The following is an 18,560-nucleotide window of genomic DNA, read 5'->3' on the forward strand; positions in this document are numbered from 1 at the left end:
GGCCATCTTCGTCCGGCGCCGCTTCGATTCGCCGCGCCCGAGAGCCCCATGACACACGCAGCCGACGCCGATCTCGTCCTCTACAACGGCCGGATCACGACCATGGATTCGCAGGCACCCGCCGCCTCGGCGGTCGCGGTGCGGGACGGTCGATTCATCGAGGTCGGCGACGACGCCGCGGTCCTGCGTCGCGCCGGCGCCGACGCCCGGCGGATCGACCTCCGCGGCCGCACGGCCATTCCGGGCCTCATCGATTCGCACCTGCACCTGATCCGCGGCGGCCTCACCTACAACAGCGAATTGCGGTGGGACGGCGTCGCCTCGCTCGGCGAGGCGCTGCGACGGCTGCGCGAGCAGGCCCTACGGACCCCGCCGCCGCAGTGGGTGCGCGTGGTCGGCGGCTGGTCGGAGTTCCAGTTCGCCGAGCGGCGCATGCCGACGCTCGACGAGCTCAACGCCGCCGCCCCCGACACGCCGGTGTTCGTGCTGCACCTCTACGCGCAGGCGCTGCTCAACCGCGCTGCGCTGCGCGCCGTCGGCTACACCCGCGACACGCCCGATCCGCCCGGCGGCGTGATCGTGCGCGACCGCCACGGCGAGCCGACCGGCCTGCTCGTCGCCAAGCCCAACGCGTGGATCCTCTACGCGACGCTCGCCAAGGGCCCGCGGCTCGCGCTCGACGACCAGCGTAACAGCACCCGTCAATTCATGCGCGAACTCAACCGACTCGGCGTCACCGGGGCGATCGACGCCGGCGGCGGGTTTCAACAATACCCCGAGCACTATCAAATCATCGAGGAGCTGGCGGCCGCCAGGCAATTGACGGTGCGGGTCGCCTACAACCTGTTCACCCAGCGCCCCGGCCAGGAGCTCGAGGACTTCACCCGCTGGTCGAGCTCCCTGACCCCGGGCGCCGGCGACGGCTACTATCGCCTCAACGGGGCCGGCGAGATGCTCGTCTACTCGGCCGCCGACTTCGAGGACTTCCTCGAGCCGCGGCCCGACCTCCCGCCGCACATGGAGGACCAACTCGGCGCCGTCGTCGAGCACCTCGTCGCCAGGCGCTGGCCGTTCCGCCTGCACGCGACCTACGACGAATCGATCGCGCGGATGCTCGACGTGTTCGAGGCCGTCGACCGCAAGGTCCCGTTTCAGGGCCTGCGGTGGTTCTTCGACCACGCCGAGACCGTCTCGCCGCGCAACATCGATCGGATCGCCGCGCTCGGCGGCGGCGTCGCCATCCAGCACCGCATGGCCTACCAGGGCGAGCACTTCATGCGCCGCTACGGGCCGCAGGCCGCCGCCGAGGCGCCGCCCGTGCGTCGCATGCTCGCGGCCGGGATCCCCGTCGGCGGCGGCACCGATGCGACGCGCGTCGCCAGCTACAACCCGTGGGTCGGGCTCGGGTGGCTCGTGTCCGGCCGCAGCGTCGGCGGCACCGAGCTGCTCGGCCCCTCCGGCCGGCTCTCGCGCGAGCAGGCGCTGCGCCTGTACACCGCGGGCAACGGCTGGTTCTCCGGCGAGGACGGCGAGCGCGGTCGGATCGCCCCCGGCTGCTTCGCCGACCTCGCAGTGCTGTCCGCCGACTACTTCGCAGTGCCCGAAGCGGAAATCCGCGGCATCACCTCGGAGCTTACCGTGGTCGGCGGCGACGTCGTCCACGCCAGCGGCGACTTCGGCGGTCTCGCGCCGCCGCCCCTGCCGTTCAGCCCGGACTGGGCCCCGCCCGCCCACCACGGCGGCTACGACCCGGGCGCCGTGGCGCGCGCGCTGCACCGCGCCCACCGCCATCATCACCACCACGCCGCCGGTCTCGCCTGCCCCTGCGCCGTGTTCTAGCCGTATGGACATGTCCTTTCAGGCATGCGGGGCGCGCCGACCCGGCTCGCGCCCCCGCGCCGGCGCGCGCGCGGCCTCGACCGCGGTCCTCGCGGTCGCCCTCGGGGCGTCGTCGGACGCGCTCGCGCGACCCACGACCTGGCCCATCGAGCCTGTCCTTGCAGACAGCCTCTCCGAGGCGCGGTACCCGGCGCTCGGACATGTCCCCACGGACAGCCTCGCTAGCACGCAGCGCCCGGCGAGCGGACATGTCCCCACGGACAGCCTCTCAGTCGGCCCCGCGCTCCCCCGTAGCGACGCCGCGCCGCCGCAGGTCTCCGCCCCGGTGCCGGACCTCCGCGGCGCTCCGGCAGCGCGTGCCCCTGTCCCCGCGGACATGCGTCGTCCGCCGGCCTTGAAGCCCGGATCGCCGGCGCAGTCCGCCGGCGCGACCGAGGCCGCCGCGCTCGCCGGCCGCGGCGAGGGCCGGCCGGCCGCACCGCCGCCCTACCGCCTGCTGCGCGCCGACGAGGACTACCGTTACCTGCGCGACCGCGGCCGCCGGGCCGGCTTCCTGGATGTCCTCAAGTACATCCCGCTCGGCCCGCGCGGCCGCGTCGCGCTCAGCTTCGGCGGCGAGACGCGCCAGCGCCTCGACTGGTTCCGCAACCTCGACTGGGGCGCCGGTCCGCCGCGCTCGCTGTCGTGGATGCAGCGGTACATGTTCCACGCCGAGCTCCGGGCGCCGTACTTCCGCGCGTTCGCCCAGGTCAAGAGCGGGCTCGAGACGGGGCGGCCCGGCGGGCCGCGGGCGATCGATCGCGACGACTTCGACTTCCACCAGGCCTTCGCCGACTTCGACCTCGAGCGCCCGGGCCTGCGCCTCATCGTCCGCGCCGGCCGGCACGAGCTCGCGTTCGGCTCCGGCCGCCTCGTCTCGCCGCGCGAGGGCCCCAACGTGCGCCGCAGCTTCGACGGCGTGTCGGTCATCCTGTCCGTCCGCCGGGTCCACGCGCATCTGTTCGTCACCCGCCCGGTCGCCACCGTGCCCGGCGTCCTCGACGACGGCTGGGAGCGCGGTCAGTGGTTCGCCGGCGCCTACCTGACCGTGCCCTCGCCGCTGCGCGGCGGCCACGTCGACGTCTACGCGCTCTACCTCGACCGCCCTGAAGCCGAGTACCACCGCGGCCGGGCCCACGAGCGCCGCCTGTCCCTCGGGACACGTTGGTTCGGCGCCGCCGGGCGACTCGACTACAACGTCGAGGCGGTGCTGCAAACGGGGCGCTTCGGCGCCGCGCCGCTGCTCGCGTGGACCGTGGCCAGCGACACCGGCGTGCGCCTGCCGCTGCCGTGGGACCCGCGGCTCGGCCTGCGGCTCGACGTCGCCTCCGGCGATCGCGGCCCGGGGCGGCCCTTCGGCACCTTCTCCGCGCTGTTCCCCAAGGGCTCGTACTTCGGCGAGGACGCGCTGGTCGGGCCCGCCAATTTCCTCGACGCCCACCCGATGCTCACGCTGACGCCGGTCGAGCCACTGAGCCTCACCCTCGACTGGGTGGTCCTCGGCCGGTACAGCCTCGCCGACGGCCTCTACAACGTCCCCGGCGAGCCGACGATCGCCGACCCCGGCGGCGCCCGGTTCGTCGGTCACCGCGCCGGCGCCACCCTCGAGGCCGAGCTCGGGCGGCACGTCGGCTTCGTCGTCACCGTCGGCCGCTTCTTCCGCGGCCCGTTCCTCGCGCAGGCCGGACGCACCCGCGACGTCGACTTCCTCGCCACCTGGCTGACCCTCAAGTTCTGAGAGCGCAGACCGCACCGCAACGCAAACCTGGAGACCGAACCATGCCCACCGCCATCGCCGCCCCCGGCAAGACCCTCCTCACGCCCCACGACCACACCCTGATCCTGATCGACTACCAGTCGCAGATGGCGTTCGCCACCAAGTCGATCGACGCCGTGCTGCTGCGCAACAACGCCGGCCTCGTCGCCCACGCGGCGCGGATCTTCGGCGCCTCGACGATCCTCACCACCGTCGCCGAGAAGAGCTTCTCCGGCCCGATCTTCTCGGAGATCAAGGCCGCGTTCCCCGAGCACGACGTCATCGACCGCACGTCGATGAACACCTGGGAGGACGCGAAGATCGCCGAGCGCGTCAACAAGCTCGGCAAGCCGCGTATCGTCCTCGGCGGCCTGTGGACGTCCGTCTGCATCGTCGGCCCGGCGCTGTCGGCCCTCGACCAGGGCTTCGAGGTCTACGTGATCGCCGACGCCTGCGGCGACGTGTCGAACGAGGCCCACGAGCGGGCGATGGACCGCATGGTCCAGGCCGGCGCGCGGCCGATGACCTCGCTGCAGTACCTGCTCGAGCTCCAGCGCGACTGGGCCCGCGTCGGCACCTACGACGCAGTCACCGGCCTCGCCAAGGAGCTCGGCGGCGCCTACGGCCTCGGGATCATCTACGCGAAGACCATGTTCGGCGCGTCGGAGGGCGGGCACTAGGGTCCCCCCCCCATGAAGCTCTACCTCGTCTCGCTGGCAGTCGGCGCGCTCGTCGGCGCCCTGTACAGCGCGCTCGGCGTGCGCTCACCAGCGCCGCCGCTCGTCGCGCTGCTCGGTCTGTTCGGCATGCTCCTCGGCGAGCAGGTCGGCCCGATCGCGCGGCGCGTGCTCGTGGGAGAGCCGCTGTCCGCGGCGTGGTTCGCCCGCGAGTGCGCGCCCAAGATCACCGGCGCTCCGGCGCCCGAACCCGCCCATGGCGACGCCGATGACCGATGACGCGGCCGCCCGCGCTCGCGGCGGCCACCTCTCCGCTCACCACCCTCCGGAGCCGTCATGAAGGTGATCGACCCCCGCCTCGCGCCGGCGCTGGAGAAGGCCCGCGACCTCGGCCTGCTCGCGCAGCGCATCGGCGCCGGCCTCCTGATCTGGACCTTTCACATGCGCCCGAAACTGCTGCGATTCGACGAGGAGCTGCGCGAATTCCCCGACCCGCTCGGGATCGGCGCACCCGCCAGCCTCGCCCTCGCGCTCCTCTCCGAGGGCCTGTGCAGCGTGCTCGTCGCGCTCGGCCTCCTGACGCGGCTCGCAGCCCTGCCGGTGGTCTTTACCATGCTCATGGTCTTGACAATGGCCGCCCGCGGCTTCGAGGGCGCCGACGTCCAGTCCGCCCTGCTCTACGCGCTCCCCTACGCGACGCTGGTCGCCACGGGACCGGGCCGCTATTCGTGCGACCACCGCCTGCTCGAGCGCTATCGGCGGCTCTACGCGCGGTTCATCCCGCCGCGCGCCTGAGCCGTCGCCTGCTCGCGCCCCTTGATCGCCGCGCGCGTCCTGCCCCCGGCCGATTGCGGCCCATCACCCCGCGCAGTGACCGCCCGCCCCGCCGGTCGGCCTTCCGGCGGGCCCAGCGACCCGTGGTAAGAAATCCGGGCCGACACAGCGGACATCACGACCGTGCGGCGCGGCGACCGAGCGCGTCCCGCCTCCATGCAAAGCATTGCCACCATGCCCCGCAGCTACCTCCGCCCGGCACTCTCGGGCACGAACGGCCACCACCGCGTCACCAACATCGAGCTGTTCTTCGACCTGGTGTTCGTCTTCGCGGTGACACAGCTGTCGCATCTGCTGATCGCCAACTTCACGCTCGTGGGTGGCGCCCAGGCGCTGCTGCTGATGCTGGCCGTATGGTGGGTGTGGATCTTCACCTCGTGGGTCACCAACTGGCTGGACCCGGAGAAACTCGCCATCCGCCTGCTGCTGCTGGTGCTGATGACCGCGGGGCTGCTGCTGTCGGCGTCGCTGCCGCAGGCGTTCGGCTCGCGTGGTCTGGCGTTTGCGCTCGCCTATGTCTTCATGCAATTCGGGCGCACGCTGTTCTTCCTGTGGGCGGTGCGCGGCGAATCGCGGGTCATGCGGCGCAACTTCCAGCGCATTGCCGCGTGGCTGGGCGCCTCCGCCCTGCCGTGGCTGGCGGGCGGCCTGGCGGACGGACCGACGCGCTGGTTCTGCTGGATGCTCGCGCTGGGCATCGAGTGGATCGGCCCGACGGTGGGCTTCTACACGCCGGGCCTGGGCCGTTCCACCGTGGGCGACTGGAACGTCGAAGGCGGCCACATGGCCGAGCGCTGCTCGCTGTTCATCATCATCGCGCTGGGCGAGTCGGTGCTCGTCACCGGGTCGACCTTCGCGGGGCTGGATTGGGACGCCGCCAACATCGCGGCGATGGCGGTGTCGTTCATCGGCAGCCTGGCGATGTGGTGGCTGTACTTCGACACCATCGCCGAACGCGGCGCGCAGACCATCTCACATGCCACCGACCCGGGCCGGCTGGCGCGGCTCGCCTACACGTACATCCACGTGCTGCTGGTGGCCGGCATCATCGTCGGCGCGGTGGCGGACGAGTTCGTGCTGGCGCACCCGGTCGGGCACCCGCATCCGGGCGCGGCGCTGGCGGTACTGGGCAGCGCGGGGCTGTATCTGCTGGGCAACCTGCTGTTCAAGTGCGCCGTCCTCGGACGCGCACGCACGGCGCATGGGCTGGGGCTGGTGGCGCTGGGACTTATCGGACTGGCCGCGGGCGCGCTGCCGGCCCTGGCAGTATCTGCACTGGCGACGCTAGTGCTGTGCGGTACGACAGCCTGGGAGTGGTACACGCGGTCGTGCGAGACGCCCGAAGCCGCCACGCACCGGCGGCGCGTCTAGGCGAGACCCGCCAGGCTGCCGGCCCACGCGCCTCGGCCTCCTTCCGCACCCTGTCGGCGTTCTCGACGTCGAGCCCCTTGTAGTAGACCGCCGCGAGCTCGGCGTAGTCGCGCCCGGTCGCGTGCTCGCCCTCGCGCGCGACCGTCAGTGCGCGCAGGTCGATCGCCTCGGGCCAGCGCTCGAGCTCGAGCTCCGTCTGGCTCGCGCGCAGCAGCGTCTCGATCACCGTTGGGTGGCCCGGGGTGCTCGCGCAGCAGCCGGGCCGTCGTGTGGCGCTGCAGGTCCGCTACGTCTCCGTGATTCTTCAGCGCGAGGTCGACGGAACTTGGCGCGCACGGACTCGATCGACAGGCCGCCCCAGCCGGAGGGCAGACGTGCGCGGCGGCCGGGAGTTGTGCCGCTCCCAATCGCCCCGACATCGCACTCGACGGGTTCGACGTCACGACCAGCCAGATCGTAGTCGACTGGGAGGTGCTGGTCGATCCTTCGCTGGCAGGGAGCTGTGAGACGGACGGCGGGTGTGGCTGCGAGTCGCGGTGCGTACCGGGGCGCGGGATCGCGTGGACAGCGAGGGAAGGCATAACCGAACCCGCGGTGTTCCGCGTCGAGTGACCACGAAATCGCCGCAAGCTGGGCCAGCCCGAGACTGCGCGTCGTTGGTGAGGCGGTCGACGAGCATCGTCGCGTCTACGCATCGCACGCCGAAGCCCGCGACGCGGCGAGCGCCAGGAGAGCTCCGACGAGCGCGACGGCGGCCCCCGCGCCGCCGATTGCCTCGATGCCGCCGAGGCCGATCGCCGCGCCCCCGATGCTAGCGCCGAGCCCCTGGCCGAAGAACACCATCGAGCCGTTGAGCGCGAGCACAACGGGGCGGGCCTCGGGCCGGGTTACCGCAAGCAGCCGGGCCTGGACGATCGGGGTGCGCGTGAACAGGGCCGACGCGCCGAGCACCATGCCGACGGCCAGCATCACGAGTACCGGCGCGCTGGCGATCGCGCTGGCGACGAGGCCCGGACCGCTCATCAGGGCCGAATACGACGCGAGCGAGAACGCCGAGACGAGGAAGCTGAGGACCAACACGCGCTGTGCGCCGGGCCGGTCGGCACTGCGCCCGCCGACGACGATGCCGACGATACTGCCGAGGCCGATCAGCATCTGCATCACGCCGATGCCCGAGCCCGTGAGGCCGGTGATCGCGGTGACGACCGGCCCGACATAGGCGATCACCGTGAAGGTGGAAGCAAAGCCGACGAGGGTCAGCAGGAGGTGGGCATGGACGGGACGCTCACGCACGATCGACAGGGCGTGGCGATCGGTTCGTGTACCCCCGGGCATGGCCGGCAACACGAGGCGGATCGCCAGCGCCGCCGCGATCGCGATCACACCGGCATACACGAAGGTGCCGCGCCAGCCGGCGAGATCACCGATCGCGCTACCCACGGGGATCCCGAGCACGAACGCGAGGGTCATGCCGCCGAACACGATCGCCATCGCCTGCCCGCGACGCTCGGGCGGCGCGAGCTCGGCGGCCGCGATCGAGGAGATCGGTCCGACCAGCCCTGCCGTGAGACCGCAGAGGATCCGTATGACGATCAAGCCCCAAAATGTCGGGCTGACCGCGGCCAGGAGGTTGAGGCCGCCGAGCAATGCGAGCCCTGCGACGATCACCGGGCGCCGACCGAGGTGGGCGACGAGGCCGGCGATCAACGGCGCAGTGATCGCATACGTGAACGCGAAGGCGGTGGCCAGCTGCCCGGCCGCCGCGACTGGCTGGTCAAGCTCCTCGGCGAGGGCCTCGAGGTGGCCGGCATACACATAGGCCTCGGTACCGGTGGCGAAGCTCGCCAGCGCGAGCACAAAGATGGTGCGGCTCAGCATGAATGGTCGCTCTCGCGGGGTCTCGCTCAGCGGGCGAGGCAGGCCATGAAGCGTTGAAACAGTTTGCGATCGCCGCGCAGACGCAGGCGTCCGCGCATCACGGCCCACACCGGACTGTGCTTGCCGCTGGCGATCCCGAGCCAGGTCGCGGCGTCCGCCTCGACGACGACGTCCGCCGGGTCATCCTCGTGTTCGACGATCGTCAGCTTGCCCTCGGCCACGCGGATCGTCGCCACGAACTGCTCCGCCCCGGTGAAACGAAACCGCAGCGTCGCCGCCATATCCTTCGCGCGGCCGCGCTGGAAGATCAGCGGCAGCGCGAGCACGAAGCCACGCGCCGAATCCGGGCTCAGCCCGCTGCGGACCCGCCGGAGCCGTTTGTGCGGGAACCGCCGGGCCGCGTGAGCCTCGGCATCCGAGCCCGCGAGCACATACAGCGGCTCCACCTTGTCCTGCAGCGGCCGCACGACCTGGCGCAGGAAACCAGCCTTCGCGTTCAGGTAGGTGCCGAGCACATCTTCGCCGGCGGGGCACACGGCCATGCAATAGGCGGCCTTGTAATTGGGCCCGTAGGCCAGGCTCTGCCACATCGACACCGTCTCCTTGTCGCTGACGCGCTCGCGGTAGTCCCTGCCGTCCTTGCTGTCGGCGACAGTCGCCACCCAGTCGACGAATCCGCCCATGAACTCGCGATAGTTATGAGTATTGCAGGCCGAGAAGTCGAAGTGGCCGTCCGATTGGATCGCCCCGACCGGACACGCGCTGACGCACAGCTTGCAATCGATGCACGGGTTATAGTCGATCGGCTGGGTCTCGGCGTCCACGGGCGCGTCGGTCAGGACCGTGCCGAGCAGGATGAAATTTCCGAAGCGCGGGTGGATGAGGTTGCGGTGCAGGCCCATTTGTCCGAGGCCCGCGGCGACGGCGACGACCTTGTGCGAGACGACCCAGATCCGCGCGGGCCAGCGCGCCATCTCCATCGGGAAGGCGATCGAGGGGTTGACCGCGCGGTGGCCCTTCTCGACGAGCGCGCGTGCGATCGCCTGCGCGACCTCGTCGGCGTGATCACCGGTGCGATGAAACTCCTGATTGGCGACGCTGCGGGCCGGGCTGCGCACGCTGTCGCGATTCATGCGCACGACGAAGGCGACCAGCGTGCGCACGCCCGGTAGCGCCTCCTCGACGAAGGGCCGCTCGGTGGCGACCTCGGGGCGGTCGATGGCGACGAAGCCGACATCGTCCGCGCCGGCAGCGAGGGCCACCTCGCGTAGCCACGCGCTGGTGATACCGACGGGGACCGGCGCCGGTCGGCTCCGGATCTGTACGACCGTCGGGTGCTCTTGAACCTTGATCGCCATGTTCGTCTTTCTCTCAGCCGGAGGCTCCACGCGCGTCAAGTCCACGACGCGAATGGTGGGTAGATGCGTATGAGATGATGGTCATCATTCTATCGAGCAAAAAAAAGCCGCCGTGGCCGCTGCGACGCTCCCTGTGTGGTCGCACGGCTCAGCTCGGCGCCGACTCGCGCGCCGCGCGAAGGATCCGGTCGGCGAGCGCGGGGTCGTCGACGAGTCGACCGAGCACCACGGCGCCGACCATCGTCGCCGTGAGGCGCAGCGCCGCGTCACTTGGGGCCCGCGCCGACCGCCGCGGGTGGAGCTTCTTGTCGACCAATCGCAGCAGGCCGCGGGCCACCTCGGCGAAGGCCTTGCGAACGGAGGAAGGCTTGCGGCCGCCCTCGGCGCCCAGTGCCGCCAGCACGCAGCCTTGCTCGGGGTGCTCAAGATGTCCGGGCGACAAGTAGCGCTCGAGCGTCTGCCCGAGGCTGTTGCGGTCCGCGAACGTGTCCTCGGCAGTGCGGGCGGCGGCCGCGAGCACGGCCTCGGCGACCAGCTCGTCGCGGTTCTCAAAGTGCGCATAAAAGCCGCCGTGGGTGAGCCCGGCATTCTTCATGAGCGCAGGGATGCTGACACCCGACAGGCCGTCGCGGCGTAGCGCCTCCGAGGCAGCGCCGACGATCCGCTCGCGTATGGCCTCCTTGTGGCCCTCGGAGTATCGCATGTTGGTCATCATACCATGACCGGCCCCGCTGACAAGCGCGAAGGTGCGGCACGTTCTTGCGCGGCACCCGCATCCGCTGAGGTCGGCGCAGCCCGGTGTGCGGTGAGCGGGCAGTGATCGGCTGGCCGAGCGTGACGAGCGACAGGCCGGATCAACGGGATGCGCGACGACAGACAACCTGGTCCGAAGACCAGGCCCGGCAGGCACCCGAAGTGCAATTCGAACGCGGCGAGCTCGAGGCGGCGCGCTCGTTGTACGAAGAGTCGCGGTCCATCATCGACGAGTTGGTGCGGTCGTTCCCGCAGAAGCTCACCGAGCTCGCGCGGCTCCGCCGGGCGCAGGGCGACCGCACGCTGGCCCTCGACGCAGCGAACCGGGCGCGATCGATCCTCGGGGCCCTGCTCGCCAGTCCTCCCTCGCCTCTGCCGGAGTGGGAGGACTGCGCGCGACAGGTGAACGCACTCATCACCGAGCTCAATGCCTAGCCGATCGAGTCGTGCGACGCGCGCGCGGCCGCGTGCGCGGCGACCCCGCGCATCACCGCGGTCAGCACGGCGAGCGCTGGCGCGGGGAGCTGATCGCGGACGGTGAGGCGCTGCTGTGGGCGGCGCTGGGTCCTCGCCCGGGCCTGCGGGCGCTGCGGGCGACGATCCACGCGGTGCACGCAGATCGCCGGCGCTCGGGGGTGACCGACTGGGCGGCGATCCTGACGCTGTACGGCACGCTGCTGCTGCTGCGCGACGACCCGGTGATCCGGGTCAATCGGGCGCGGGCGAATTCGGGCCTGCACGGTGACCAGCTCCAGGCCGACATCAAGCTCCTGCTCGATCGCACGCGCCGGTGCCTGTGGGGCGGCCTTGTCGTCGCCGAGCGCTCGGGCGTCGTCGCGGAGCGTGTCATGGTCATTCAGGTCTTCGTAGCCGCACAGAAGGCCCAGCACACGCTGCGCCAGCAGCTCCTCGACGGTGTGCTCGATGCGGCTCGGGTCGCGGTGGTCCCGGAAGCAGGACGCGAACCTTCGAAACACACCTGAGCTCTTGGTCAGCTCGCGCAGCAGCAGCAAACCGCCGTCCGAGCTGACCCGTCCGGCGTCGAACGCAGCCTCGACCCGGCGGCGTCCGGCAGGTTGAAAATCGAACTCGGCGCGGATACACCTTGTCGTGTTCCGGCCGTACCCCTGGGTGGCCAGCAATCGTTTCACACCCGCTCAAACTCGGGAAGTACGGCCGGAATTCCTTACCGTGGTGAGAAATCCGGGCTAGCGCCGGGGCCCGAGGTTCGTGCGGACCAGCAATTGCGAGAAACTCTCGAGGAACTCCTGCTTCGAGATGTTGTTGTCGCGGCTGATGTCGCTCGAGCGCAGGAACTCGTGGATCTCCTCGTCGGCGTAGCCCATCGCCCGGAACTTCGCCTCGACCTCGGCGCGGTCGAGCTGGCCGTCATTGTTGGCGTCGATCTCCTCGAACACCTGGGCCATCGAGTCGCGGAAAAGCGCCCGCGAGATGCCGCGGCGGAACTCGCGTTCGAGCATGTCGAGGAAGGTGTCGTCGCCGAAGTCGGTCAGCCACGGGTTCATCACCGTCGAGCGCAGGACCGTGACGGCGTGCCCCGGGCCCTCGACGCCGAGGCGGCGCTTGTAGCTGTCCATGAACTGCGCGCCGTAGTGCGCGTCCTCGAAGTCGGTGGTGGTCACCAGCAGCGGGTGGCCGGACGGGTCCTCGCCCGGGCGCAGGCTCAGGACCTCGTAGACGGCCTTGTTCAGGCGGTTCGCCTGGGCCAGGCTCGTATTCATGCGGCCGTCCGGGTGCTTGAAGTTGAAGGCGTAGGTGAGGATGTTGAGGTCGGGCCCGATCTCGGCGAACAGCGCCATCGCCTCCTCGTCGGCGAGCAGCTCCTCGGGGTCGCGGCCGTCGATCCGCCAGCGGATGAACTCGGTCTGCGCGGCGACGTCGCCGCCGGCGATCTCGGCCGGCAGGCGCGGCACGGGGACGACGACGAAGTTGTCCTCGGGGCGGGCCATGCAGAGCAGGCGGGCATAGACCCGCCGGCAGTTGAAAAGCGCCTTGCGGTGGATGCTGCCGTAGCCGCTGCGGCTCGGGCGGATCACCTTGTGCGCCAAGAACACCGCGGCGACCGCCGCCCCGGGCTTCGAGCCCTCGACGCCGTAGATGCCGACCGAAGGCTCGTCTTGCGCGTGCAGGATGTAGGGCGCTTTGAAGGTGACCAGGTCGCGCATCGCCGCGTTGCGGTAGCAGAGGGCCCCGGCCGGGTAAGGGATGTAACCCGACTTGTGAGGGTCGACGGTGACGGAGTCGGCCTGCTGCAGCACGGCGTACTGGGTCTCGGTGTAGCGGCTGAAGCCGACCTCGGCGCGCGGCGAGGCGGGCGCGGGCTGCTTGCCGGCCGGGGCGTCGTCGTCGCGGAGGATGCTGACGTGATAGCCGCCCCACGCGGCGTCGGCGTGCACGGTGAACTCGAGGCCCCTCTCGCGCAGTTGGTCGCGCAGCGCGAGGATCTCGCGCAGCGGATCGACGGCGCTCTCCTCGGTGCTGCCGATCACGCCGACGACCGTGTACACCGGCCGGCGCTCCGCCAGGCAGCTCAGCAAGATCCGCTCGAGATCGGGGATGCTCATGCGCGCGTTCTCGTCGAGCGGGACGTCGAGCACGTTGGCGGCGCCGATCCCGAGGATCGCGGCCGCCTTGGGGAACGAGTAGTGCTTGGTGGCCGGGACCAGGATCACCGGCGGGCTGCGCAGCTCGCCGACGTAGCGGCTGAAGAACGCGTGCATGCCCAGGCTCTGCGGCGAGACCTTCGCCAGCGCCGCAGTGATGACGTCGGGCGAGATCCCGAACTCCGCGGTGATGCGCGCCGGCAGGGCCAGGATGTCGTCGCCCTGCAGGTTGCACAGCGACCACGCGTCGAGCTCGCGCAGCAGCGCCGAAGCGCCGCCCGGCCCCCGCACGCGCAGCTCGCTCGCGGCGGCCAGCGACGGGTCCTCTCGCAGCGCCGCCTGCATGGCGACCGGGTAGAGCTTGAGGTTGCGCGCCGACCAGATCGCCTCGATGTTGGCGACGGTGCCGCCGCTGGTGATGTGGCCCCACGGGCGCACCGCGCCGGCCTGGCACGCGGCCTTGTCCGGCAGCGGGTAGCCGATCATGCGGCACAGATCGTCGCCGACCAGCAGCTCGAGGATCGTCGTCGCCGTCGAGCCCTCGAAGGCGACGTTGTTGGGGTTGTAGAGCATCGCCGCGAAGTAACCGAGGACCGCCGGCATCGCGGTGTCCCAGTTCATGTGCCCCTGGTAGCGGGTGCTGAAGAACGGCATCGATTTCTTCAAGAAGCCGAGCAGCGAGCGGTAGCTGTCGGTGAGGCTGCCCATCGCCTGCACGTATTCGGGCTGGCGCTTGACCGCCTCGGTGACGAGGGTCGGATCGCCGGGGTGGAAGTTGCGGCGCCAGAACGCCTGATCGCGGATCGCCTCGACGATCAGCCGCTCGAACTCCTCCGCGTTCTCCGCCTTGGAGCCCAGGAACCACGCCTCGGGCGACGAGGTACCCGGGCCTTCGAGGTAGGGGATCTCCACGTGTTGAAGGAATTGATCGACGGCGCCCGCAGAGACCTGGGGTCCCCGCTTTCGATTGGGTCGTTGGGTCATTGGAATCGCTCTCCTGGCAGGTCCGAAAATGAGGTGGGCGGAGCTTCGCACAATCGCCGCGGGGCCGGGACGGCGCGTCGCTGCGGGCGGTGATGCGCGCGCGCGAGCCCGGGGCCGGAGGCGCCCAATGGCCGGAGAGTCACCAGCGAGGCCCTGCGGTCCTCGCCGACGCGAATGCGCAGTTTCGCAGCGCTCGCCGTCGGGTCGGCCCGGCCCGCGATCGACGCGGATCTCAGCCGCGGCACGGCCGGGGACGCGCCCTTCGAGCGCACCTTTTTAAAAAGGCGGGGCAAGCTCGCGAAATCTTCATGGACAGCCCCTCGCGCGCCGGCTCACGGCGCCGTCGCGTGGTGCATGAAATCGACGTAGGCCGTCAGCGCCTCCGCTTGCGCATAGCGGCCGTCGAGCGCCAGGCGGTCGCCGAGGGCCAGCAAGGCCCCCCACAGCATGTAGGCCCATAGCTCGCTGTCGCCGCGGCGCAGCTCCCCGGCGGCGATCGCCCGGCGCAGGCTCGGCTCCGCGTTCATCACCATGCGGTGCAGGGCCTCGCGCGCGCGCGCGGCCACCTCCGCGTCGCGCCCCTGCGCGGCCGCTCCGAGCAGGTTCGTCAGCGTGCGATAGCCGGCGAACCGCGACAGCACCGCCTGCGCCCGCATGCGCCCCTCGTCGATCAGCGGCGTCTGTCTCGCTGCGAGCTGCGCCCGCGTCGTCGCCGGCACCAGCGACAGGCGCAGGCGATCGAGGCACTCGACGAACAGCTCGCGCTTGCTGGCGAAATGTTGATACACCGTCGCCTTGCCGACCCCCGCCGCGCGCGCGATCGCCTGCACGTCGGCGCCCTCGAACCCGCGCTCGAGGAACAACCGGGCCGCCGCGTCGAGGATCGCCGCGCGACGATCCTCCGCGCCCTCGCGGCGCCGTCGCGGCCGCCTGGCCGGCGTCCGCGGACGCTGGCGAGTGGCCAGGCGCTCGCGGATCTCCGCCAGCCCGAGCCCCTGGGCCCGCAGCCCCTTGATCTCGCGCAGCCGCGCCACGTGCTCGTCGCCGAAGTGGTGGAGCCGCGGACCCAGAGTTTCGGGCCGCGGCAGCAGACCGAGGTCGAGGTAGTGGTGGATGGTCGAGCGATGCGTGCCGCTGACCCGTGAAAGCTCCGCGATCTTCATCCTCGACGCCCCTCCGCCTCGGCATGGTTTGTATTGCACAACCCTGATTTTTGTATAATGCAATTATCGCCGACACGGCGCTTCCGTGCAGCCCTGTTGTTCTCCTGACCCGACCGTGATAGCTTCGTGGCATGGAGTTCTCTGCGCCGCCGCCGTGGTCATTCGCCCTCGCCCTCGCCCTCGTCGCTTGCGGGTCCACCGGCGGAGCCACGACCGACGACGCGACCGTCACCGGGGACAGCTCGTCGACCGGCGACGTCACCTCGACCTCGACCGGCACCTCCGCCCCCACCACCGGGTCCGACACCACCGGTCCTGCCGACACCACCACCACGTCGAGCACCACCGACGCGACCACCACCACGTCGAGCACCACCGAGCCCGCGACCACCACGAATGACACCACCACCGGCGATGACACCGGCGTCGGCCCGGGCTCGCGCTGCGAAGAGACGGCGACTACCATCACCTGCCCCAAGATCACCGTCGAGCTCGGCCCGTGGCAGCGCGACGTGCATTATCAGGTCCCGCTGGGTCAGCCGCCGGCGGGTGGTTGGCCGGTCGTGCTGATGTTCCAGGGCTCGTTCTTCAGCGCCGAGATCACCTGGATCGCCACCGACGACCTGCCCTTCGGCGCCTATTATCAGACCCACGTCGTCAAGCGTTTGCTCGATCACGGCTACGCCGTCATCACCCCCGAGGCCAAGCTCGACGGCGGCACCTTCTGGGACACCAACATCCCGCCGTTTTCGCTCAACTGGGAGTCGTCGGAGGATCACCAGCTCATGCTGCTGATCTTCGCCGGCATCGCCGAGGGCGCCTTTGGCCCGCTCGACGCCGGGCGCCTGTTCGCCACCGGCATCTCGAGCGGCGGCTACATGACGAGCCGCATGGCCGTCTCCTACCCCGGCAAGTTCCGCGCCCTGGCGATCGCCGCCGGCTCGTACGCCACCTGCTCGGGGCCGCTGTGCAGCGTGCCTGACCTCGACGACGGCCACCCGCCGACCCTGTTCCTCCACGGCGAGATCGATCTGACCGTGCCGCTCTCCACTGCGGAGGAATACTACGACGAGCTGCTGGCCTCCGGCGTCGACGCGCGACTCGTCACCGAGCCCGGCGAGGGCCACGCGTGGATCGCCGCCTCGCCCGAAGAGGTCCAGGCCTGGTTCGACGGCCACCCCTGATTGTCATCACCATGTTCGCCCGCAATCACGACACCCGTATCTACTACGAGCTCGGCGGCCGCGCCGACGGCCCGCCGCTCCTGCTCCTGCGCGGCCTCACCCGCACGATCCGCCACTGGGGCCCGCTGCTCGACGACCTCGGCGCCAGCTTCCGCACCATCGCCATCGACAACCGCGGCGTCGGCCACAGCGACAAGCCGTTCGGCATCTACTCGACGCGCACCATGGCCGACGACGCCGTCGCCGTGCTCGATCACGCCGGCATCGGCGAGGCGGCCGTGTTCGGCATCTCGCTCGGCGGCGCGATCGCCCAGCAATTGGTCCTGCACCACCCGCAGCGCGTGCGGCGGCTGGTGCTCGGCTGCACCCGCGCGAGCGGCAAGGACGGCCCGCCGGCCAGGCTCTCCACGGTCCTGAGCCTGCTGTCCCTGCTGTGGCTGCCGGAGGCCCGCGCGCTCGAGCGCTCGACCCCGCTGGTGCTGTCGCCCGCGTTCCTGCGCGAGCACCCCGAGATCGTCGGCGAATGGCAGCAGCTCGCCGAGCAGTTCCCGACCCGCCGGCGCGCGCTGATCGGTCAGCTCGGCGCCGTCCTGCGCCACGACACCCGGGCCCGGCTCGGCACGATCGCCGTCCCGACCCTCGTCGTCAGCGGCGACGACGACCGCCTGATCGACGTCGCCTGCTCGCACGCCCTCGCAGCGGCGATCCCCGGGGCCCGGCTCGAGCTGCTGCCAGGCGCCGGCCACGACATCCCGGCCGAGCGCCCGCGCGAGGTCGCCGCGCTCCTGCGCGAGTTCTGCCTGTGACGAAGGGACATGCCCGATCGGGCATGTCCCTTCGTTTATGCCCTCAAATACATGTCGTTCTGGACATGTTCTATCGTTCATGGCTGTCTGATGCGCTTGAGCACCACGAGAGGACATGCCCCCGAGGGCATGTCCTCTCGGCCATGTCTCTGGATCAACCGCGCCGCTTGACCAGCGCCAGCCCGAGGCCGAGCACGAACAGCAGGAAGCGGGCAGCGTCGCTCGGATCGCCGCCGTCGCTGCTGCACGCGCAGCCCTTGCCGTCGTCGTCGCCGCCGGCGCTGTCGCTGTCGCTCGACGTATCGCCGGTGGCGTCGCCGGTGGCATCGCCGGACGTATCGCCGGTGGTCGGCCCGGTGTCTGTCTCCTCGCCGGTGGTCGGCTGCACCTCGCTCGCGCACGCGCTGCCCGGCACCGCGTCCGCCTCGGTCCAATCCGGCTCCGCCGGCGAGTCGATCTCGTGGGCGATGTCGTCGGTGCGGGCGTAGCAGGCCGAGCACAGCTCGAACGGCTCGGCCGCGTTGCCGGCGGCGTCGATCGCCGACACCTCGAAGCAGAGCTTCTGCGGGTCCCAGCTGCCGAGCTGCGTCTCGTGCAGCCCCACCCGGGCCACGAGCGCATCGCCGTCGGCCCGCACCGTCCGGCGCACGCCGAGCGGTCCCTCGCCGTCGGGGTCCCAGGCGATCGTGAAGAACGTCGGATCGCCGGGCGCGGGGTCGGTCTGGCCGAGGTGGAAGTAGAACGTGAGGTCGGTGTCGCTCTGGCAGTCGCCGCCGCTCGACACGAAGTCGCGGTGGTCGTAGACCGCGAAGAACGACGCATCGACGATCGGCGCCGGCGCCCCGACGTCGTCCGCGCTGGCGGTATAGGTGATCGTCGTCGGCTCGCATTCACCCGGATCGCAGAAGGTGCCCGACACCACCACGACCTGGCCCTCGGTCGGCGCCGGCTCGACGAACGCGCTCGCCGCCGCCAACGAGACCCCGAAGTCCGCCGGCACCAGCGTGGCCGGCTCGCCGTCGACCGTGACGGTCACGTCGTCGAGCTTGATGTAGTAACCGTTGAACAGCAGCGCCGCGTTGCCCGGGTGGGTGGTGCCGTCGACCGGCAGCGAGCTCTCCAGGCCCGGCGGCGGCGGTCCGCAGGCCTCGGCCGGGCGCGCGACCAAACCAGAAAGGGCACACGCGCCGATAAGCGCGGTGCCCTGCACGAAGCGACGGAAGCCGGGGGTCTTCAGCATGATGCGGGTACATCTGCAAGCCACGCGCACCACCCCCGATCGTGAGTGATTTCC

General features: G+C 70.9%; 16 protein-coding genes. 9 read left to right on the plus strand and 7 right to left on the minus strand.

What is annotated here, in order from left to right:
* Positions 1 to 48: 48 nt before the first annotated feature.
* The 6 genes from POL25_RS25925 (at position 49) to POL25_RS25950 (ending at position 6,516) form a co-directional block, all read left to right on the plus strand.
* The gene (locus tag POL25_RS25925; protein ID WP_272088873.1) at positions 49 to 1,839 is read left to right on the plus strand and encodes an amidohydrolase; all 1,791 of its coding nucleotides are present in this window, start codon (positions 49 to 51) and stop codon (positions 1,837 to 1,839) included.
* A gap of 376 nt (positions 1,840 to 2,215) precedes the next feature.
* On the plus strand, positions 2,216 to 3,616 hold the full coding sequence (locus POL25_RS25930; RefSeq protein WP_272088874.1) for an alginate export family protein: 1,401 nt from the start codon (positions 2,216 to 2,218) through the stop codon (positions 3,614 to 3,616).
* Positions 3,617 to 3,657: 41 nt separating this feature from the next.
* On the plus strand, positions 3,658 to 4,314 hold the full coding sequence (locus POL25_RS25935) for a hydrolase (protein WP_267703569.1): 657 nt from the start codon (positions 3,658 to 3,660) through the stop codon (positions 4,312 to 4,314).
* A 12-nt stretch (positions 4,315 to 4,326) separates the two neighbouring features.
* Positions 4,327 to 4,590 carry a DUF1427 family protein gene (locus tag POL25_RS25940; protein WP_272088875.1) on the plus strand — a complete coding sequence of 88 codons (264 nt, stop codon included), beginning with the start codon at positions 4,327 to 4,329 and terminating at the stop codon, positions 4,588 to 4,590.
* 57 nt (positions 4,591 to 4,647) lie between these two features.
* Positions 4,648 to 5,106, plus strand: coding sequence for a DoxX family protein (locus POL25_RS25945; RefSeq protein WP_272088876.1), 459 nt, complete (start codon positions 4,648 to 4,650; stop codon positions 5,104 to 5,106).
* A gap of 213 nt (positions 5,107 to 5,319) precedes the next feature.
* Complete coding sequence (locus tag POL25_RS25950) at positions 5,320 to 6,516, plus strand: low temperature requirement protein A (RefSeq protein ID WP_272088877.1); 1,197 nt, start codon at positions 5,320 to 5,322, stop codon at positions 6,514 to 6,516.
* Between the two features lie 687 nt (positions 6,517 to 7,203).
* Here the strand turns inward: POL25_RS25950 and POL25_RS25955 are convergent.
* From POL25_RS25955 to POL25_RS25965, 3 genes are all read right to left on the minus strand, one after another.
* Positions 7,204 to 8,394: an MFS transporter gene (locus POL25_RS25955; protein ID WP_272088878.1), complete on the minus strand. Its 1,191-nt coding sequence runs from the start codon at positions 8,392 to 8,394 to the stop codon at positions 7,204 to 7,206.
* Between the two features lie 26 nt (positions 8,395 to 8,420).
* Positions 8,421 to 9,752, minus strand: a complete 1,332-nt coding sequence (locus POL25_RS25960) for an SCP2 sterol-binding domain-containing protein (RefSeq protein WP_272088879.1) — start codon at positions 9,750 to 9,752, stop codon at positions 8,421 to 8,423.
* Between the two features lie 148 nt (positions 9,753 to 9,900).
* Positions 9,901 to 10,455 carry a TetR/AcrR family transcriptional regulator gene (locus POL25_RS25965; protein WP_272088880.1) on the minus strand — a complete coding sequence of 185 codons (555 nt, stop codon included), beginning with the start codon at positions 10,453 to 10,455 and terminating at the stop codon, positions 9,901 to 9,903.
* A gap of 113 nt (positions 10,456 to 10,568) precedes the next feature.
* On the opposite strand from POL25_RS25965, the gene POL25_RS25970 reads away from it, so the two are divergent.
* Positions 10,569 to 10,940, plus strand: coding sequence for a hypothetical protein (locus POL25_RS25970; RefSeq protein ID WP_272088881.1), 372 nt, complete (start codon positions 10,569 to 10,571; stop codon positions 10,938 to 10,940).
* Here POL25_RS25970 and POL25_RS25975 read toward each other — a convergent pair.
* The 3 genes from POL25_RS25975 to POL25_RS25985 form a co-directional block, all read right to left on the minus strand.
* A complete protein-coding gene (locus POL25_RS25975; protein ID WP_272088882.1) occupies positions 10,937 to 11,656 on the minus strand; it encodes a transposase in 720 nt (239 codons plus the stop codon). The genes POL25_RS25970 and POL25_RS25975 overlap by 4 nt on opposite strands.
* 57 nt (positions 11,657 to 11,713) lie before the next feature.
* A complete protein-coding gene (locus POL25_RS25980; protein ID WP_272088883.1) occupies positions 11,714 to 14,041 on the minus strand; it encodes a pyridoxal-dependent decarboxylase in 2,328 nt (775 codons plus the stop codon).
* A gap of 404 nt (positions 14,042 to 14,445) precedes the next feature.
* Positions 14,446 to 15,276 carry a TetR family transcriptional regulator gene (locus POL25_RS25985; protein ID WP_272088884.1) on the minus strand — a complete coding sequence of 277 codons (831 nt, stop codon included), beginning with the start codon at positions 15,274 to 15,276 and terminating at the stop codon, positions 14,446 to 14,448.
* A gap of 131 nt (positions 15,277 to 15,407) precedes the next feature.
* Here POL25_RS25985 and POL25_RS25990 point away from each other — a divergent pair, with 131 nt between their 5' ends.
* Positions 15,408 to 16,460 carry an extracellular medium-chain-length polyhydroxyalkanoate depolymerase gene (locus tag POL25_RS25990; protein ID WP_272088885.1) on the plus strand — a complete coding sequence of 351 codons (1,053 nt, stop codon included), beginning with the start codon at positions 15,408 to 15,410 and terminating at the stop codon, positions 16,458 to 16,460.
* An 11-nt stretch (positions 16,461 to 16,471) separates the two neighbouring features.
* On the plus strand, positions 16,472 to 17,266 hold the full coding sequence (locus POL25_RS25995) for an alpha/beta fold hydrolase (protein WP_272088886.1): 795 nt from the start codon (positions 16,472 to 16,474) through the stop codon (positions 17,264 to 17,266).
* Between the two features lie 154 nt (positions 17,267 to 17,420).
* On the opposite strand, the gene POL25_RS26000 is transcribed toward POL25_RS25995, so the two are convergent.
* Positions 17,421 to 18,506: an MYXO-CTERM sorting domain-containing protein gene (locus POL25_RS26000; protein WP_272088887.1), complete on the minus strand. Its 1,086-nt coding sequence runs from the start codon at positions 18,504 to 18,506 to the stop codon at positions 17,421 to 17,423.
* Positions 18,507 to 18,560: the final 54 nt, after the last annotated feature.

Origin of the sequence: Nannocystis bainbridge (assembly GCF_028368995.1) — a bacterium.
GTDB classification, from domain to species: Bacteria; Myxococcota_A; Polyangia; order Nannocystales; family Nannocystaceae; genus Nannocystis; species Nannocystis bainbridge.

What these genes read in the sequence shown, in the direction of transcription:
- POL25_RS25925 (WP_272088873.1), top strand. Translation starts at nt 49, where the DNA reads ATGACACACGCAGCCGACGCCGATCTCGTCCTCTACAACGGCCGGATC.
- POL25_RS25930 (WP_272088874.1), top strand. Translation starts at nt 2,216, where the DNA reads ATGCGTCGTCCGCCGGCCTTGAAGCCCGGATCGCCGGCGCAGTCCGCC.
- POL25_RS25935 (WP_267703569.1), top strand. Translation starts at nt 3,658, where the DNA reads ATGCCCACCGCCATCGCCGCCCCCGGCAAGACCCTCCTCACGCCCCAC.
- POL25_RS25940 (WP_272088875.1), top strand. Translation starts at nt 4,327, where the DNA reads ATGAAGCTCTACCTCGTCTCGCTGGCAGTCGGCGCGCTCGTCGGCGCC.
- POL25_RS25945 (WP_272088876.1), top strand. Translation starts at nt 4,648, where the DNA reads ATGAAGGTGATCGACCCCCGCCTCGCGCCGGCGCTGGAGAAGGCCCGC.
- POL25_RS25950 (WP_272088877.1), top strand. Translation starts at nt 5,320, where the DNA reads ATGCCCCGCAGCTACCTCCGCCCGGCACTCTCGGGCACGAACGGCCAC.
- POL25_RS25955 (WP_272088878.1), bottom strand. Translation starts at nt 8,394, where the DNA reads ATGCTGAGCCGCACCATCTTTGTGCTCGCGCTGGCGAGCTTCGCCACC.
- POL25_RS25960 (WP_272088879.1), bottom strand. Translation starts at nt 9,752, where the DNA reads ATGGCGATCAAGGTTCAAGAGCACCCGACGGTCGTACAGATCCGGAGC.
- POL25_RS25965 (WP_272088880.1), bottom strand. Translation starts at nt 10,455, where the DNA reads ATGCGATACTCCGAGGGCCACAAGGAGGCCATACGCGAGCGGATCGTC.
- POL25_RS25985 (WP_272088884.1), bottom strand. Translation starts at nt 15,276, where the DNA reads ATGAAGATCGCGGAGCTTTCACGGGTCAGCGGCACGCATCGCTCGACC.
- POL25_RS25990 (WP_272088885.1), top strand. Translation starts at nt 15,408, where the DNA reads ATGGAGTTCTCTGCGCCGCCGCCGTGGTCATTCGCCCTCGCCCTCGCC.
- POL25_RS25995 (WP_272088886.1), top strand. Translation starts at nt 16,472, where the DNA reads ATGTTCGCCCGCAATCACGACACCCGTATCTACTACGAGCTCGGCGGC.
- POL25_RS26000 (WP_272088887.1), bottom strand. Translation starts at nt 18,506, where the DNA reads ATGCTGAAGACCCCCGGCTTCCGTCGCTTCGTGCAGGGCACCGCGCTT.